The organism is Pseudomonas coronafaciens pv. oryzae str. 1_6 (assembly GCF_000156995.2).
Taxonomy (GTDB): Bacteria; Pseudomonadota; Gammaproteobacteria; order Pseudomonadales; family Pseudomonadaceae; genus Aquipseudomonas; species Aquipseudomonas tremae.
Genome location: NZ_CP046035.1, coordinates 2,547,608 through 2,564,670 on the forward strand (window position 1 = coordinate 2,547,608; position 17,063 = coordinate 2,564,670).

At 56.7% G+C, this 17,063-nt stretch carries 14 protein-coding genes; 8 read left to right on the forward strand and 6 right to left on the reverse strand.

Going from position 1 to position 17,063, the window contains the following annotated elements; all coding sequences use genetic code 11:
- Positions 1-218: 218 nt before the first annotated feature.
- Positions 219-1,124 (reverse strand): AraC family transcriptional regulator, encoded by a 906-nt coding sequence (locus POR16_RS11600; RefSeq protein ID WP_024671464.1) that lies wholly within the window; start codon positions 1,122-1,124, stop codon positions 219-221.
- A 129-nt stretch (positions 1,125-1,253) separates the two neighbouring features.
- Here POR16_RS11600 and cobF point away from each other — a divergent pair, with 129 nt between their 5' ends.
- On the forward strand, positions 1,254-2,012 hold the full coding sequence (gene cobF / locus POR16_RS11605) for a precorrin-6A synthase (deacetylating) (protein ID WP_005892977.1): 759 nt from the start codon (positions 1,254-1,256) through the stop codon (positions 2,010-2,012).
- Between the two features lie 102 nt (positions 2,013-2,114).
- Here the strand turns inward: cobF and POR16_RS11610 are convergent, their stop codons facing one another.
- Together POR16_RS11610 and POR16_RS11615 are read right to left on the reverse strand one after the other, a co-directional pair.
- Positions 2,115-3,476 carry a glycosyltransferase gene (locus POR16_RS11610; protein WP_005892976.1) on the reverse strand — a complete coding sequence of 454 codons (1,362 nt, stop codon included), beginning with the start codon at positions 3,474-3,476 and terminating at the stop codon, positions 2,115-2,117.
- Positions 3,469-3,828, reverse strand: a complete 360-nt coding sequence (locus tag POR16_RS11615) for a response regulator (protein ID WP_005892975.1) — start codon at positions 3,826-3,828, stop codon at positions 3,469-3,471. The genes POR16_RS11610 and POR16_RS11615 overlap by 8 nt, the downstream gene beginning before the upstream one ends.
- A 335-nt stretch (positions 3,829-4,163) precedes the next feature.
- Between POR16_RS11615 and POR16_RS11620 the strand changes: the two genes are divergently transcribed.
- The 5 genes from POR16_RS11620 to POR16_RS11640 all read left to right on the forward strand — a co-directional run bounded on the left by POR16_RS11620 (position 4,164) and on the right by POR16_RS11640 (position 10,818).
- On the forward strand, positions 4,164-7,670 hold the full coding sequence (locus POR16_RS11620) for a response regulator (protein ID WP_024671467.1): 3,507 nt from the start codon (positions 4,164-4,166) through the stop codon (positions 7,668-7,670).
- Positions 7,671-7,719: 49 nt separating this feature from the next.
- Entirely contained in the window at positions 7,720-8,541 is an 822-nt protein-coding gene (locus POR16_RS11625; RefSeq protein ID WP_005892974.1) for a CheR family methyltransferase, read from the forward strand.
- Positions 8,538-9,152 carry a chemotaxis protein CheB gene (locus POR16_RS11630; RefSeq protein WP_005892972.1) on the forward strand — a complete coding sequence of 205 codons (615 nt, stop codon included), beginning with the start codon at positions 8,538-8,540 and terminating at the stop codon, positions 9,150-9,152. Before POR16_RS11625 ends, POR16_RS11630 begins: the two co-directional genes overlap by 4 nt.
- Positions 9,146-10,327: a hybrid sensor histidine kinase/response regulator gene (locus POR16_RS11635; RefSeq protein ID WP_024671469.1), complete on the forward strand. Its 1,182-nt coding sequence runs from the start codon at positions 9,146-9,148 to the stop codon at positions 10,325-10,327. Before POR16_RS11630 ends, POR16_RS11635 begins: the two co-directional genes overlap by 7 nt.
- Positions 10,328-10,440: 113 nt before the next feature.
- Positions 10,441-10,818, forward strand: coding sequence for a response regulator (locus tag POR16_RS11640; protein WP_005892966.1), 378 nt, complete (start codon positions 10,441-10,443; stop codon positions 10,816-10,818).
- A 31-nt stretch (positions 10,819-10,849) separates the two neighbouring features.
- On the opposite strand, the gene POR16_RS11645 is transcribed toward POR16_RS11640, so the two are convergent.
- Both POR16_RS11645 and POR16_RS11650 read right to left on the reverse strand, forming a co-directional pair.
- Positions 10,850-12,898, reverse strand: a complete 2,049-nt coding sequence (locus tag POR16_RS11645; protein WP_055004387.1) for a hybrid sensor histidine kinase/response regulator — start codon at positions 12,896-12,898, stop codon at positions 10,850-10,852.
- Positions 12,895-14,379 carry an ATPase domain-containing protein gene (locus POR16_RS11650; protein WP_005892963.1) on the reverse strand — a complete coding sequence of 495 codons (1,485 nt, stop codon included), beginning with the start codon at positions 14,377-14,379 and terminating at the stop codon, positions 12,895-12,897. Before POR16_RS11650 ends, POR16_RS11645 begins: the two co-directional genes overlap by 4 nt.
- A 211-nt stretch (positions 14,380-14,590) precedes the next feature.
- On the opposite strand from POR16_RS11650, the gene POR16_RS11655 reads away from it, so the two are divergent.
- Positions 14,591-15,403, forward strand: coding sequence for a crotonase/enoyl-CoA hydratase family protein (locus tag POR16_RS11655; protein ID WP_005892962.1), 813 nt, complete (start codon positions 14,591-14,593; stop codon positions 15,401-15,403).
- Positions 15,404-15,441: 38 nt separating this feature from the next.
- Positions 15,442-16,278 carry an NAD(+) diphosphatase gene (gene nudC, locus POR16_RS11660; protein WP_005892961.1) on the forward strand — a complete coding sequence of 279 codons (837 nt, stop codon included), beginning with the start codon at positions 15,442-15,444 and terminating at the stop codon, positions 16,276-16,278.
- Here nudC and POR16_RS11665 read toward each other — a convergent pair.
- Entirely contained in the window at positions 16,246-17,025 is a 780-nt protein-coding gene (locus POR16_RS11665; RefSeq protein WP_053480005.1) for a sulfite exporter TauE/SafE family protein, read from the reverse strand. The genes nudC and POR16_RS11665 overlap by 33 nt on opposite strands.
- Between the last annotated feature and the right edge of the window lie 38 nt (positions 17,026-17,063).

A 17,063-nucleotide genomic window follows, 5' to 3' on the forward strand; every position in this document is an offset into this window, starting at 1 on the left:
GGTGAGCGGCAGAAGGACGGTTATTGTTTTTTTCTCTTCCGGAGGTGAGGAAGATGTGGACTGATTACAACGGCGTTCAGGTTTAAAGACAAATCCTGCGCAGCACTCTGACTGATACTTTTTTGCACTGAGCTGATCAACGGCTTCAATCCTCAACCGCCCTCCGGCAAGCGTTGGCGCAATCGGAGCCTAGACGACGTGGGCGAAAGCAGGGCGAATCAGTACAGGTTTTGTTCGGTGAGGCGCTGAACGGCGAGACGGCGATAGTGCGACGGCGTCATTCCTTTGAGCTGTTGAAAGCGTCTGTTGAAGTTGGAAATGTTATTGAAGCCTGACTCGAAGCACACATCAGTAACCGGTTTTTCGCCATCGGCGAGCAACTCGCAGGACTTGCTGATACGCAGGCGATTGACGAACTCTACAAAACTGCGCCCTGTGGCCTGTTTGAATACTCTGGAAAAATAAGTGGGTTTCATCCCCAAGTATTCGGCGACCTCTTCCAGCGGCAGTTCTCGGCCATAATGCGCAAAGATATAATCCACTGCGCGGTTGGTGCGATCGACGCTGTGTTCGTCGGCGGTATGGGCGACGGCCGTTCCTGACAGCAGTTGGTAATCGTCACTGGCTGCAAGCAGCTCCAGCAGTATGAAAAAGTGCCCCAGGCGGGTAACACCGCGTGAGTCGGCGATTTTCTGCATCTGCTTCATGGCTTGGCGAATTGTGCGCTTGCAGCGAAATTCGATGCCGTAGCGTGCCCGATCCAGCAGCGGGTTGAGGGTCTTGAGCTCGGCAAATACCTGGTTGCCGCTTTCCAGGAGTTCGTCGGTGAAGTTGACCAGCATGTCGCGTTTGGGCACTACCTGCCCCTCGTCGATCTGGCTGATCCAGTTGTGCGGAAGGTTGGGGCCGGTCAGAAACAGGCTCGCGGGGTTGAAGTTGCCGATGTAATCGCCGACGAAGACTTTGCCGGAGCTGGCAACAATCAAGTGCAGCTCATACTCCTTGTGAAAGTGCCAGCGTACCAGCGGGCACGGGAAACCGTGTTCGCGATAAATGATCGACAGGCCGTTGTGGTCGTCCATCAATTCGTAGGAGGGGTCTGCGATTCTTGTTGTTTTACTCATGGCTGGGTCGTGTTCAGCAATTGCCAGAGCCGTAATGTGCCTGATTTTTTGCTTCCATGCCCGATCGTTGCCAAAAATCGCCTACGATCACACCTCTGACATGATTTGCCACACTGGAGCCGTCGTTCGATGAAACAGATCCTGCTAATCGGCATGGGTGCTGGCGATCCCGAGCAGATCACCCTGCAGGCGGTTACAGCGCTGAATCGTGCCGAGGTTATCTTCATTCTCGACAAGGGCTATGCCGACGATGAGCTGCTGCGGCTGCGAAAGGCGCTGTGCCAACGCTATATCACCCACCAGCGCTATCGGTTGGTTCAGGTTCAGGACCCTCGACGCGAGAACGATCCGCAGGTCTACGAGCGGGGAGTGGACCAGTGGCATGAGCAACGCGCCGCGCTGTTCGAGCGATTGCTGAGCGATGAACTGGGTGACGATCAGGTCGGCGCGTTTCTGGTCTGGGGCGATCCGTCCCTGTACGACAGCACCATGCGTATCCTTGACCGAGTCCTGACGCGGGGCCGCGTTGTGTTCGATTATCAGGTGATTCCCGGTATAACCAGTGTCCAGAGCCTGGTGGCAAGACACCGGATACCGCTCAATCGCATTGGCGAGCCGATTCACATCACCACGGGGCGCCGCCTGGCCACAGACCCGCTGACGCAACCTGCCAACGTCGTGGTGATGCTGGACGCGCATTGCACCTTCGAACGTTACATCGGGCAGGGCCTGGATATTTACTGGGGCGCGTACCTGGGCACGGATGACGAGATACTGGTGGCGGGCAGGCTCGATGAGGTCTGCGAGCAGATCCAGCGGCTACGCGCCGAAGCGCGCGGGCGCAAGGGGTGGATCATGGACACGTATCTGTTGCGCAAGCCGGCCTAGTGTGGTGTTTCAGAAATACCACACCAGGCTATATGTAAAGGGCGGCGTTCAGTAACGCCGCGCAAAACAGGCCAGGCCTCACTTCAGCTGTTAACGACCTTTTTAACCAGTCTGGCCTTCGCTGGCCGGCGTTTCGGGCAGCGCCTGAGTCGGGCTTTCGTCCTTGACCCGATTCTTGGCCTCGATCCACTGCGCCATGTATTTGGTGCTCTTGTGGTGGTGATGCCGAAGCATGCTGCCCGTGAAGTTTGCCAGGCGGTGGGCTGGCAGGCGGTCGAGCATGGCGAGGATGCGCGCTACCAGGCTGTCGCAATGTGGCCGGTGCTGAAACCGCGTCTGCAGCAGCGTTCGACCAGCGTCTTGTGCTTCAAGCCAGAGCTCCTGATCCTGATAAAGCCTGACGGCAGCCGCCGCAATGCTTTCGGGGCTGTCGGCAATCAGTCCCGGCCAGGGCAAGCCTCCGCTCATGGCTTCGGCGCCAATCGGGGTGGTGACTGATGGCGTTCCGCACAGCATGGCGTCCATCAGCTTGCCCTTTATCCCGGCACCAAAGCGCAACGGCGCCAGGCAGACGCGCGCATTGGACATGACGTCGAGCGCATCCTCCGCCCAGTGCTTCACATGAAAACCTTGCGCGGCCTTGTGCAGGGCAGCTGCCTTGGGTGGGGTATAGGCGCCGTAGATGTGCAATTGCGCGTCTGGCAATTGTTGTCGGATCAACGGCCAGATCGCCGTTTTCATCCAAAGTACGGCGTCCCAGTTAGGCGCATGCCGAAAGTTGCCGATACTGAGAAAGTGCGCGCGCTCGGCGAAGGGCCTGAAGCCGTCCGGTACGCCATCGATCATCAGTGGGCACCAGTGCAGCAGCGAAGCGGGCACTCCGAACTCGCTGGTCAGCAGCTCAATCTCGACGTCTGATGTCATCAGGTTCAAGTCGCAGCGGAACAGCGAGGCGACCTCGCGCTGCGCCAGATCAGTCGCAGCAATCAGCGGGAAAAGCTTGCTGTGCGAGTGTTCAAAGACATCGCGCAGATTGTCGGGTGCATCCTTGATCATCTGATGCCTGGCGTGGCGCAGGCTCTGAAAGTCCGAAGTTTCAAGAATGCGCAGGGCGTCCGGGCATTGCTGCTCGACGCGCCAGCCAAACTGTTCCTCGATCATGAACTGGTCAAACAGCACAATGTTTGGCTGTAATTCGCCGACAAAGACATCAAAGCTGCTGCTGTTGAGTTCTATGTGAACTTCACGAATGCCCAGGCTGACCAGATCGGCGCGGTGTTCGCCTTCAGTGGCCGGGCTGGCAAAGGTGATCTGCCAGCCCTGTTCGAGAAAACACTGGATCAATTGCATCATGTGCCCGCTGGCTGCCGACGAGCGGGGCTCTGGCCAGACGTAGCCGATGATCAATAAGCGGGTTACGCCGTTTGCGTCGTCACGATGAGTAATAACGTTGATATCAGACAAGAATGCTTTTTACCTTGTCACGCAACTGATCGATGGAGAATGGCTTGCCAATCGAGTGCATGCCCGGCGGGACGTCGATATTCTCGGAATAGCCGCTGGCAAACAAAACGGGCAACGCGGGGCGCAGTTCGACGATCTTTTTCGCCAGCACCGTGCCTTTCATGTCAGGCAGCCCTTGGTCTGTCATCAGCAGGTCGATGTGATTATTTTCCAAGGTGGCAATGGTAAGGGCGGATTCGGCATTTTCTGCCACCAGCACCTTGTAATTCAGCTCTTCGAGCACATCGACAATCAGCATGCGCACAATGGCGTCGTCCTCGACAACGAGAATGGTGCTGCCTGTGTCCGGCATGGTTGACTCCTTAATAAAGAAAGCTGAAAAAATGGCAGAACAGACGTTGCAGGAGTGATCTGTATCCTGCTTTGGTGCTCAGCATACCTGAGCACGGTCTGTCCGCTGGCAATACAGTCTATGCATCAGTAAATAAACAATGAGTGAAGTTCAATTCATACGCAAACTCGAGCTCAAGGCATTGATCCACGGTGCAATTGTCAGACGTGCAAGGCGTGCGCAAGCTTATCGCCGATTTATGAGAGAAATTTCAATCCTGTGTGTCAGAAATAAGAGTGTTTTTTGCCGCTTTACGGCAAACTCTATGGTTTTGATCCATTTGCCAGGGATATTTCATGAATAGGACGTCAGCCGTTGATGAGCAGCGCTTTCGTAAATTGCTGGGACGTAACGTTGGTTTGCCATTGGGTGTTGGCGTACTGAGCGCTGTCTTCTTCATTTTGCTGATCAGCTATCTGCTGTCGGCCATACAGTGGGTCGAACACACCGACCGTGTGATCAACAACACCAATCGCTCCATGAAACTATCGATAGACATGGAAACCGGCATGCGCGGCTTCCTGCTCACCGGGGATCAGCATTTTCTCGATCCTTATGAGGTGGCCAAGCCATTGTTGCAGGCCGAGCTGGACAGCCTGATGACGCTGGTAGAGGACAACCCCACGCAACTCGACCGGTTCCGGCGTCTGTCTACCCTGCAGCAGGAATGGAACGCTTTTGCGCAGGACATGATCGATCTGCGGCGCACCAACGGCGACTACCAGACGCCGGTGCTGGCCGGACGTGGCAAGCGAATTACTGACCAGATCCGTACCGAGTACGACCAGGCAGTGGAGATGGAACAGCAGCTTCGCCTGACCCGCAATGCCGAGGTCACGCGCAGTACCATTCTTTCAGTGGTTCTGTACCTGATCTTCGTGGTCATTGTCAGTGCGATTCTCGCCTATATAGGCCGCCGTGACTTGCTGTCGCTCTCGACCACCTACAGCGAAAACCTCAGGCTGCAGGAACTCAATTCCGAGCGCTTGCAGAAAGTTGCCTGGTTGCGCAACGGCCAAAGCGAGCTGGCCGAGCAAGTGCTGGGGCAACTGACGCTGAACATGCTGGGCCGGAATATTCTGCAGTTTCTGACCCATTTTCTGGGCGCTTCGGTTGCTGCGGTATACATCAGGCAGGATCACGGAGGCCTGACCCGGGTGGCTGCGTATGGTTTTTCGCGTGAGCAGGAAGAGCGCAACCAGACCATCCACAGCGACGAAGGGATCGTTGGGCAAGCCGCCCGACAGGGCCGGATCATCACGCTGAATGAATTACCGGACGATTATTTCAAGGTCGCCTCTGGCCTGGGCGAAGGTTCGCCGCGTGCGGTAGCGGTTATACCGACCAGCAATGACGATCAGGTCAATGGCGTTATAGAACTGGGTTTCCTGCGCCCTCTGACCGAACGGGATGTCGAGTTTCTCGAATTGGTGTCGGACAACATCGGCACTTCGATCGAAGCGGCTCGCTACCGTCAGCGCCTGCAGGAAGTACTGGCTGAAACCCAGCAGCTCAATGAAGAGCTGCAAGTGCAGCAAGAAGAACTGCGCACCGCCAACGAAGAGCTTGAAGAGCAATCACGCATTCTCAAAGAGTCCCAGGCTCACCTGGAAACCCAGCAGGCCGAACTGGAGCAGACCAACGAACAACTGGCCGAGCAGAGCCAGGCGCTGTCCGATCAGCGTGACGCCCTGGACCGGAATAATGAAGAGCTGAATATCGCCCAGGCCGAGTTGCAGGCCAGGGCTGACGAGTTGCAGCGTTCCAGCAAGTACAAGTCCGAGTTCCTTGCCAACATGTCCCACGAGCTGCGCACGCCGCTCAACAGTTCGCTGATTCTTGCCAAATTGCTGGCCGAGAACCCGAGCGAGAACCTGACTGCAGAACAGGTCAAGTTTGCCGAATCGATCTATTCGGCGGGTAACGATCTGCTGAACCTGATCAACGATATTCTGGACATATCCAAGGTTGAAGCCGGCAAGCTTGAAGTGCGTCCGGAAAACAGCAGTGTGTCGCGCCTGGTGGAAGGGCTGCGCAACATGTTTCAGCCGTTGGCGACGGAGAAGAAACTGGCGTTTACCGTCGACATCCAGGCGGGTGCGCCGACCATGTTGTTTACTGATCGCCAGCGCCTCGAGCAGATCCTCAAGAACCTGCTGTCCAATGCCATCAAATTCACCGAGGCCGGCGCCGTCAGCATGGTCGTTTCGCGCCAGCCGGGCGCAGGGATCGTGTTCTCTGTGCGAGATTCCGGTATCGGGATCGCCGAGGAGCATCAGCAGGGGATTTTCGAAGCATTCCGCCAGGCCGACGGCACCACCAACCGCCGCTATGGCGGCACCGGGCTGGGCTTGTCGATTTCCCGCGATCTGGCAGCGCTGTTGGGTGGGTCGATCAGCGTGACCAGCGCGCCTGGGCAGGGCAGCATCTTTACGCTGGTGCTGCCCGAGCAATACCTCGAACAAGGCCCTCAGCCGTCGGGAAGCGATCCTGTCATTGCTGCCTCGACTTCCGTGCCGCCTCTGCCGGTGATTGCTGCGCCTGTCGTTGCGCAGCCTGTGCCGGTGGAGATACCCGTGGCTGTGTTTGACGATGACCGTGACAAAGCGCCATTCGAGCGTCGCTGCATACTGGTTATCGAAGATGAAGTACGTTTCGCGCAGATCCTCTTCGATCTGGCCCACGAGCTCGGTTACGACTGCCTGGTTGCGCATGCTGCGGACGACGGTTTCAACCTGGCCGCACGGTATACGCCCGATGCGATCCTGCTGGACATGCGCCTGCCAGACCATTCCGGGTTGACGGTGCTGCAACGCCTCAAGGAACTGGCGCCGACGCGTCATATTCCGGTGCATGTGATATCCGTTGAGGACCGCCAGGAGGCCGCTTTGCACATGGGCGCGATAGGCTATGCCGTCAAACCGACGACCCGTGAAGAGCTCAAGGACGTCTTTGCCAAGCTTGAGGCCAAGCTGACCCAGAAGGTCAAACGCATCCTGCTGGTCGAGGACGACGCGTTGCAGCGCGACAGCATTGCGCGTCTGATCGGTGACGATGACATTGAAATCACTGCTGTAGGGTTCGCTCAGGAGGCCCTGGATCTGCTGCGTGAGCATGTTTATGACTGCATGATCATCGACTTGAAGTTGCCTGACATGCTTGGCAATGAATTGCTCAAGCGCATGTCCACCGAAGACATTCGTTCCTTCCCCCCGGTGATCGTCTACACCGGGCGCAACATGACGCGTGATGAAGAAGCCGAGCTGATGAAGTACTCGCGCTCGATCATCATCAAGGGCGCACGCTCACCGGAGCGGCTGCTCGACGAGGTCACGCTGTTCCTGCACAAGGTCGAGTCGCAACTGTCCAGTGAGCGTCAGAAAATGCTCAAGACAGCACGCAGTCGTGACAAGGTATTCGAGGCGCGCAAGATCCTGGTGGTCGATGACGACGTGCGAAACATCTTTGCCCTGACCAGTGCGCTGGAGCACAAGGGTGCTGTGGTGGAAATCGCTCGTAATGGCCTGGAAGCGATTGCTCGCCTTAATGAAGTCGAGGACATTGATCTGGTGCTGATGGACGTGATGATGCCGGAAATGGACGGTTACGAAGCAACCATCGAGATTCGCAAGGACCCGCGCTGGCGCAAACTGCCGATCATCGCTGTTACGGCAAAAGCCATGAAAGATGACCAGGAACGTTGCCTGCAGGCGGGTTCCAATGACTACCTGGCCAAACCTATTGATCTGGATCGGCTATTCTCGCTGATTCGCGTCTGGTTGCCGAAGATGGAGCGCATCTGAGTGAGTGCACGCCAAATGCTCAGCCTTGACGACCGCTGTGGGCGGCATCATGCAACTTGACCGAAACGCGGAGATCGAGGTGCGCCTGCTGATCGAGGCGATCTACCTTAAATACAGCTATGATTTTCGCGATTATTCAGGCGCGTCGGTCAAGCGTCGCGTGATTCATGCGTTGCGCCACTTTGATTGCGCAACTATTTCCGCCCTGCAGGAACGTGTGCTGCACGAACCCGCCGCGTTCATGCAGTTGTTGCAGATACTCACTATTCCTGTGAGCGAGATGTTTCGTGATCCGTTGCACTTTCTGGCCATTCGCAAAGAAGTTGTACCTGTCTTGCGCACTTATCCGTCGATCAAAGTATGGATAGCCGGTTGCAGCACCGGCGAAGAAGTCTATTCGACGGCTATTCTGTTGCGCGAGGAAGGGTTGCTGGACCGGACTATTATCTATGCGACCGACATCAACCCGACTTCTCTGGAAAAGGCCAAGCAGGGTATTTTCTCCATGGACAACCTGCGCGATTACACCGAGAACTATCGCCGCTCAGGTGGGCAACGTCAGTTCGCCGATTACTACACGTCGGCTTACGATCATGTGATATTTGATAAAACCCTGTGCGAGAACGTGACGTTTGCCGATCACAGTCTGGCGACAGATAGTGTATTCTCCGAAACCCAGTTCATATCCTGCCGTAACGTGCTGATTTACTTCAATAAAAAGTTGCAGGATCGAGCGCTTGGGTTGTTTCATGAATCGTTGTGTCATCGCGGCTTTCTGGCGCTTGGCAGTAAGGAAACCGTGGATTTCTCCGCCTATGGAGACGCATTCGAGACGTTGGTAAAACCGGAGCGCATTTACCGAAAATTATGAAAGCCACGTTTGCTGAAGTTTCGTCTCCTGGCGATCTGCCGATTGTCGATGCCATTGTTGTGGGTGCGTCTGCAGGTGGTGTGGAGGCGCTGCTGAAAATATTCAGTGGGCTGCGGCCGGGTTTCAGTCTGCCGATTCTGACGGTACTGCATGTGCCTGATGACCGTCGCAGCCAGTTGGCCGAAGTCTTTCAGAATCGTCTGTCGATCCCGGTCAAGGAAGCTGATGACAAAGAGAATATCGTACCGGGCACGCTGTATTTCGCGCCTTCGGGGTATCACCTCTCAGTAGAGTCCGATCGCTCTCTGTCATTGAGCCAGGAGGATCGGGTGTTTTATTCAAGGCCCAGTATCGACATTCTGTTCAGTTCGGCAGCTGATGCCTATGACTCGAAGCTGGCGGGTATCTTGCTGACAGGCGCCAACAGCGACGGTGCGCGAGGTTTGATGCAGATCAAGAACTATGGTGGTTTCACGGTGATTCAGGATCCTTTGCAGGCTCAGGCATCTACCATGCCCGAAGCAGCCCTGGCGTTGCATCAGCCGGATTATCTTCTCTCCCTGACCGATATCGGTCGCTTGCTGGTCGAGCTGGAAAATACCGCATGTTAAGTGAAATTCAGGCAAAACTGCTCATCGTCGACGATTTGCCGGAAAACCTGCTTGCCCTTGAAGCGCTGATCAAGCGTGGGGACAGAGAGGTGTACAAGGCGTTGTCGGCAGATGAAGCGTTGTCACTGCTGCTGCAACACGAGTTTGCTCTGGCGATCCTGGATGTTCAGATGCCTGGCATGAACGGATTCGAGTTGGCCGAAATGATGCGCAGCACCGAAAAGACTAAAAACATTCCAATCGTGTTTGTCAGTGCGGCCGGTCGTGAGCTGAATTATGCCTTCAAGGGGTATGAGAGCGGTGCCGTGGACTTTCTGCACAAGCCACTGGATATTCATGCGGTCAAGAGCAAGGTCAACGTATTCGTTGATTTGTACCGGCAGCGCAAAGCCGTAAAGCTGCAGGTCGAAGAACTCGAGCGCAGCCGACAGGAGCAGGAAGCGCTGCTCAAGCGTCTGCAAGCGACACAGGGCGAACTGGAACATGCCATCCGTATGCGTGACGACTTCATGTCGATCGTCTCCCACGAGGTACGTACGCCGCTCAACGGGCTGATTCTCGAAACCCAGCTGCGCAAGCTGCATCTGGCCAAGGATAACGAAGCGGCCTTCACCATGGAAAAACTGCGCGGGATGGTGGATCGCGACGAACGACAGATTCAAAGTCTTATCCGCCTGATAGAAGACATGCTCGACGTCTCGCGCATCCGTACCGGGAAACTTTCCATAAGGCCCAGCGCATTTGACCTGAGCGAGCTGCTGAATCAGTTGCTGGAAAGCTTCGCCGCTCAGATTGCCTCTGTCGGCTCGTCCATCACGCTGTTTGCCGATGAGCCGGTTATTGGGGTCTGGGACGAGTTTCGCATCGAGCAGGTGGTTGCCAATCTATTGACCAATGCCCTGCGTTACGGCGCGCGCAAGCCCATCGAAGTTCATGTCGGCAGCCGTGGCAGTGAGGCATTCATAGAGGTCAGGGACCAGGGGATCGGCATCACGGCTGAAAACCAGAAGCGTATCTTCCAGCAATTCGAGAGGGTTTCGAGTGGTCATGCGGTTGCCGGGCTAGGTCTTGGGCTGTTTATTTCCGAACAGATCGTGATAGCTCATGGCGGTCGTATCGAAGTGGAAAGCGAGGAGGGCAAGGGCTCGACCTTCCGCATCTGTCTCCCTTTATGAGACGCTGCCGAGGATGATAGCCACTGGCAATCAAGTTTAATCGCAGGTCGGCGCAACCTCCTATGCATGCCGTGGTCGTAATGGCAGCTATCTATAAGATCGAAGGCAGTTCAATGAGCGCTGATGCAGAAAACGTCGTACTAATCGTCGAAGACGAACCTCTTATCCTGATGTTGCTGGCCGATTATCTGGCGGGTGAGGGGTATCGTGTCCTGCAGGCCGAGAATGGTGAGCAGGCCTTTGAGATTTTGGCTACCAAGCCACATCTCGACCTGATGATTACGGATTATCGCTTGCCGGGTGGCGTTTCGGGAGTGCAGATAGCCGAGCCTGCCGTGATGCTGCGGCCTGAGCTGAAGGTCATTTTCATCAGTGGCTACCCGGCAGAAATTCTGGATTCCGGAAGCCCCATTGCGCTGAAAGCGCCGATCCTGGCCAAACCGTTCACCATGGAAACCCTGCAATCGCAGATTCAGGCCCTGCTGGCCTGACTATGCAGCGTTCAGTCGGATGGATGAACGCCTAAAGCCTGACCACCTCTCTGGCCTGGATCATTTCACGGACTTTCGAGGTCAGGTGGTCGAAGGCGAAGGGTTTGGTAATCAGCTGCATGCCAGTCTCCAGGAAGCCTCCGCGCACCGCAGCATGTTCCGCATACCCGGTAATGAACAAGACTTTGAGCTCTGGTCGCAGTTGCCTGGCAATATCCGCCAATTGCCGACCGTTCATGCCAGGCAGGCCTACGTCACTGATCAGCAGATCGATTCGCTGGCCTGATTCAAGTATCGGCACGGCGCTCATTGCCTCGCCGGCCTCTATGTAGAGGTAACCCAGTTCACTGAGCACTTCGCTGACCAGCGCCCTTACGGCGGGGTCGTCCTCGACGATAAGCACCGTTTCGCCATCTTCGGCGCAGATTGCATTGCTCTGAAAGCTCTGTTCTGTTTCATCGGCGGCGCCCTGGAAGCGAGGCAGAAACAGCTGCACGGTCGTGCCGTGACCAACTTCGCTGCTGATCGAGACGTGCCCATGTGACTGTTTGCTGAAGCCGTAGATCATCGACAGACCGAGGCCCGTACCTTGACCAATGGGTTTGGTGGTGAAGAACGGATCGAACGCGCGGTTGATGACTGTCTCAGGCATGCCGCAGCCGTTGTCGCTGACACTCAGTACCACATAGTCGCCCGGCAGCAGGTTTTCGTGAGCGTTTGTGAAGGATTTGTCCAATTGCTGATTGAAGGTTTCAACCACCAGCGTGCCGCCGTCAGGCATGGCATCGCGGGCATTGAGCACCAGGTTGAGCAAGGCGTTTTCCAGCTGGTTTGGATCTGCTTCGGCGGTCCACAGATCATTGGCCAGACGTAACTGCAAGTGGATGCTTTCATTGACGCTGCGCTGCAGCAGCTCGTCCATGGAATCCACCAGCTGGTTCATCTCGACCGGCTTGGAATCCAGCGACTGGCGGCGCGAAAACGCCAGCAAGCGGTGGGTGAGCGCTGCAGCACGGTTCGCCGAAGTCACGCCCAGATCAATCAGGCTGTCCAGGTCTTCGGTGCGTCCACGTGCGACACGTCTTCTGATCAGCTCCAGGCTGCCGATGATACCGGTCAGCATGTTATTGAAATCGTGGGCAATCCCGCCAGTCAGCTGGCCGACAGCTTCCATTTTCTGCGACTGGCGCAGAATCTCTTCTTTGTGGCGCAACTGCGAAGTGCGCTCTTCGACCTGTTGTTCGAGCGTCTCGTTAAGGCGGCGCAGCTGCGACTCAGCCTGTTTGCGTTCGGTAATGTCCGATGTCACCCCAGCCATCGACGCCACCAGACCGTTCTTGCCGCGAATCGCGCGGGCTCGCACGTCCACCCAGCTCAGTGATCCGTCAGGCCATACATTGCGGTATTCGATGATGAAATCGACGCCAGTGTCCAGGCTGCGCTGGAGCGCCGATTGCATTCTGGGTTGATCTTCGAAGTAGACAGCGGCGAGCCAGTCGTCGTAGCTGAAATCACTCTGTTCGTCACGGCCGTAGTGGGATTTGGTGATTGCCGAGCAGGTAAGCCTGAGACCTTGTGCTTCGAGCTGCCAGGACCCCAGTCTGCCGGCTTTTAGTGCGTTTTGCAGGCGACCCTCACTTTCATGAAGGTCTTCCATGCGAGCCCGGGCTTCGTATTGGCGCCTGCGGCCGCGCACGGCGGTCGTCACCAGGCTTACCAGCGTTGTCGGGTGGAAGGGGCGCTCCAGAAAGGTCACGTTGCCTAAAAGATTGCCCATGCGCGCGGGCGGAACATGATCCACCTGGGCATGATGGGTCAGTAGCACGATAGGCAGGTCAGACCAGGCGGGCTGAATGCTCAACAGCTCCAGAAACGGGTTGAGGTCACCCGCACGCAGGGCTTCGTCGGCAATGATCACAACGCCGGCACCTGCAGCCAGTTCGCGGACCAGATGCTCAAGGTCATTGACGACGAAAGCGGGAAAGCCGGCTTCACCCAGAATTCGCAGCGCGATCTGACCGTCCCGGCCCCTCGGCGCCAGGATGATCGAACGCTCCGATACCTGCCCCGGGGTATTCACAGCCCTTTATCCGCCAACAAAGGTTCATGCCCGCCGTGATAAGTCGGAATACCGCGCAATACACCCTGGAAAGCTTCAAGCGGCTCGCCGATCGTCAAACCGGTGGAGCCGATACGGTATTCGCGAATGGTCGACTCGTGAGTACCAGTACGCTTTTTGATGACGGAAATGGCTCGTCGCACTTGGCCCATCGCTTCGAAGTAGCGCAGAAGGATGACGCTGTCGGCAAGGTAAGTGATGTCCACCGGCGAGCGCATATCGCCTACCAGCCCGTGCTGCGCAACCGTCATGAAGGTCGATGCCCCCAGGCGGTTGAGATACAGCAACAGCTCGTGCATATGCAGAACAAGGGCGCTTTCTTCCGGCATTGCCGCTTGATAACCGTTGATGCTGTCGATGATCACGGTCTTGATATGTTTACTGTCCACCGCACTTCGCACTCGATGCGCGAATTCGCCAGGAGACAGCTCTGCGGCGTCAACCTGTTCGATGACCAGGTTACCGGTGTCCTGCAGCGCACGCAGGTCGATCCCGAGCTTGAGCATGCGCTCGAACAGCAAGCCCAGTTCTTCATCGAATATGAAAAGCCCGACTCGCTCACCGCGCGCCACGGCCTGAACTGCGAAGACCAGTGAAATAAGCGATTTGCCGGTGCCTGAAGGGCCGAGAATCAACGTGCTCGAGCCGCTTTCTATGCCACCGCCGAGCAATTTATCCAGCTCTGCGATGCCACTGCTCACTTGAGTCCGCGCATAGGTAGAGCGGTGTTCGGCCGCGACCAGGCGTGGAAACACATGAATGCCGTCTTCGGCGATAGTGAAATCGTGGTAGCCGCCCCGGTATTTCTGACCGCGATATTTGACTATCTTCAGGCGTCTGCGCTCCGCGCCATACACCGGCGTCACGCACTCAAGACGGATGACACCGTGGGCAACGCTGTGGACGGTTTTGTCGAGCGCTTCGGTGGTCAGGTCGTCCAGCAACAGCACCGTGGCGTTGTAGCGCGTGAAGTAATGCTTGATTGACAGAATCTGCCTTCTGTAGCGCAGCGAACTTTGCGCCAGGAGGCGGATTTCCGACAGGCTGTCAATTACCACACGGGAAGGTTTGACTCGCTCCACCACTTCAAATATGTGGCGAGTGGCTTCACCCAGCTCCAGATCGGAAGAGTAGAGCAGGCTTTGCTGATGATCGGCATCGATCAGGCTTTCGGGCGGCGTCAGTTCAAAGATATTGATCTGCTCGTCAAGCTCCCAGCCGTGAGAGGCGGCTCCCGAGCGAAGCTCTTTTTCGGTTTCGGACAGGGTGATGTATAGCGAAATCTCGCCTGCCGCAGCGCCTGCCTGCAAAAACTGCAGCGCTATTGTTGTCTTGCCGGTTCCGGGTTCTCCTTCAAGAAGGAAAACATGACTGCGTGAAAGACCCCCCGCGAGGATGTCATCCAGACCTTCAATCCCGGTTGCCGCTTTTGACGTATTCAAGTATCGCCCTCTAGTAACCTGTATAGGTTTTGATAGTACTTAACTCTGGACCACTGCAAGTTCCCAGCGTTCAGCCTGATTGAAGCCAGCTGCCAGCATAGGACGCATTCAAACGAGGTGACCAGTCAGCCAATCCGATGCGGTTACAGTTCATCGGCTGCTGTTGCTATAGTCCTGAGCCTGAACAATAAAAATCTCCGAGGATCGAATCGTGTCCGATTACCATGCCTTCCGGGTCGAACTGACAGAGCGCATTGCCCATGTGCAAATCAATCGGGCCGAAAAGCTCAATGCCATGAACGAGCCGTTCTGGAGTGAAATAATTCAGATATTCGACTGGGTCGAGCGCACTGACGAAGTGCGTGTCGTGGTGCTGAGTGGCGCAGGCAAGCATTTTTCTTCGGGTATCGACCTGGCCTTGCTGGCCTCGGTGGCCAGTCAGTTGGGCAAGGATGCGGGCCGTAACGCTCGCCTGCTCAGGCGCACGATTCGCGACATGCAGGCATCGTTCACGGCGGTAGACAAATGCCGTAAACCCGTTCTTGCTGCCATTCAGGGCTATTGCCTTGGAGGAGCCATCGACCTGATCTCAGCCTGTGACATCCGCTATGCCGCTGCCGATGCGCAATTTGCAATTCGCGAAATCGACATGGGCATGGCCGCTGACGTAGGCACCCTGCAGCGTCTGCCGAGGATCATCGGTGACGGCATGTTGCGTGAGCTTGCTTACACCGGGCGTACTGTGGGGGCTGATGAAGCTCAGCGAATCGGCTTGGTAAATCGCACCTTCGATGATCTTGCCGGTCTGCTGGAGGGTGTTTTTGCGGTGGCACGGGAAATAGCAGAGAAGTCCCCGATTGCCGTCGAAGGCACCAAGGAAATGATCAGCTACATGCGTGATCACAGCGTAGAGGACGGGCTTGCGCACGTTGCCATCTGGAACGCAGCCATGCTGCAATCGCCTGACTTGAAGCTGGCAATGGTCGCGCAGATGAGCAAGCAGAAGCCGGTTTTCGATAATTGATGCACAACAGTGCCTGAGTTTGAACAGAGGAGTTTTTCATGACACGCCCGGAGCGTTGGACAACTGCAGTCCTGGATCTCAAAGCCAGTGGCGGTCTGGCCGTGGTTCAGGGGGAACAGGGTTTTTTGCTGGACGCCAATGGGGTCATGTTTCCCAGAGAATGGTTTAAAGCGCTGGGTTTGCCGGTGCAGAGCGAACACGGCATCGGTCATCTCGACGGCGAGCCTGTTTACCTGCTGGTACTGGAAGGCCCTGCTTCAGTGGAGGGATGCTCTTGGCAAGGCTTGCGTCAGTTCATGCTTGAGGGTGATTTCGCGGTTTTCCAGATGCTCGGATATGCCGCGCAGGTGAGCACCTGGGCCAGGGAGCACCGCTTTTGCGGGGCGTGCGGTCGCCCGACAGTGCAGATTCCCGGCGAGAGGGCAATGTTCTGCGAGCACGACAACCTGCGCCTGTATCCGCGTATCTCCCCGAGCATGATCGTGCTGGTCACCCGGGGCGACGAAGTGCTTCTGGCCCGCTCGCCGCGTTTTGTCACAGGTATGTACAGCGCCTTGGCAGGGTTTGTAGAGCCAGGCGAGTCGGCTGAAGACTGTGTGCACCGCGAAGTGATGGAAGAGGTCGGGGTGCGTATCCGGAACCTGAAATACATGGGCAGCCAGTGCTGGCCATTCCCTCACTCGATGATGCTCGGTTTTCATGCTGAATATGAAAGCGGAGAGATCGTTCCCCAGGTTGAGGAAATCGAAGACGCACGCTGGTTTCACGTCAATGACCTGCCACCGCTTCCGGCCAGCCGGTCAATTGCCCGTTATCTGATCGAAGCGTATCTGGCCCAGTGCTCAGGCGCCCCCGAACCAGTGTTGCCAGGCTAAGCGTACGGTCAGGCCCAGCACTACGGTGATGAACACCGGGCGGATGAACTTGGCACCGCCCTTGATCGCCGTCCCGGCGCCAAAGTAGGCGCCCGCCATCACGGCAAGGCCCATGCTCAGACCGATGATGTAATCCACCTGACCGGAAAACATGAACACCGAAAGCGCCACGGCGTTGCTGACGAAGTTCATGCTGCGAGCAACACCGCTGGCCTTGACCAGGTCTACCGGATAAAGCAGCAAGGTGCTGACCGTCCAGAAAGCGCCAGTGCCAGGGCCTGCGACACCGTCGTAAAAGCCCAGCCCCAGCCCTTGTGGCAACTGCCATTTCTTTTTGATCGGCGCATCGATGTCCAGCGGCGCCTTGGGCGTACCACCAAACAGCAGATAGAGCCCGCAGCCAAACACAATCACCGGGAGCATCTGATTCAGCCATTCGGCAGGCAGGTAATGAGCGATGACTGCCCCTATGGCAGCGCCTGCCGCCGTGCCGGCGATCGCGTGCAACCACTGTCGCGGGTGGAATAGCTTGCGGCGGTAGAAGGTGTAGCTGGCAGTCGCCGAACCGAAGGTCGAGCTGAGCTTGTTGGTGCCGAGCACCAGATGCGGTGGCAGGCCTGCAGTCATCAGGGCAGGGGTGGTAAGCAGCCCGCCGCCCCCGGCAATGGCGTCGATAAAGCCCGCGATGAATGCAACGACAGCAAGGATTGCAAGGGTGGTCAGGTCAACGCTGAGTTCGAAAGGCATGGCACGGGGGCTTTTAGAGAGAGCGCGGGAAGGGGCTG

Bases quoted from the DNA above. Each gene is read 5' to 3' on its own strand.
- POR16_RS11600 (WP_024671464.1), bottom strand. From the start codon at position 1,124: ATGAGTAAAACAACAAGAATCGCAGACCCCTCCTACGAATTGATGGAC.
- cobF (WP_005892977.1), top strand. From the start codon at position 1,254: ATGAAACAGATCCTGCTAATCGGCATGGGTGCTGGCGATCCCGAGCAG.
- POR16_RS11615 (WP_005892975.1), bottom strand. From the start codon at position 3,828: ATGCCGGACACAGGCAGCACCATTCTCGTTGTCGAGGACGACGCCATT.
- POR16_RS11620 (WP_024671467.1), top strand. From the start codon at position 4,164: ATGAATAGGACGTCAGCCGTTGATGAGCAGCGCTTTCGTAAATTGCTG.
- POR16_RS11625 (WP_005892974.1), top strand. From the start codon at position 7,720: ATGCAACTTGACCGAAACGCGGAGATCGAGGTGCGCCTGCTGATCGAG.
- POR16_RS11630 (WP_005892972.1), top strand. From the start codon at position 8,538: ATGAAAGCCACGTTTGCTGAAGTTTCGTCTCCTGGCGATCTGCCGATT.
- POR16_RS11635 (WP_024671469.1), top strand. From the start codon at position 9,146: ATGTTAAGTGAAATTCAGGCAAAACTGCTCATCGTCGACGATTTGCCG.
- POR16_RS11640 (WP_005892966.1), top strand. From the start codon at position 10,441: ATGAGCGCTGATGCAGAAAACGTCGTACTAATCGTCGAAGACGAACCT.
- nudC (WP_005892961.1), top strand. From the start codon at position 15,442: ATGACACGCCCGGAGCGTTGGACAACTGCAGTCCTGGATCTCAAAGCC.
- POR16_RS11665 (WP_053480005.1), bottom strand. From the start codon at position 17,025: ATGCCTTTCGAACTCAGCGTTGACCTGACCACCCTTGCAATCCTTGCT.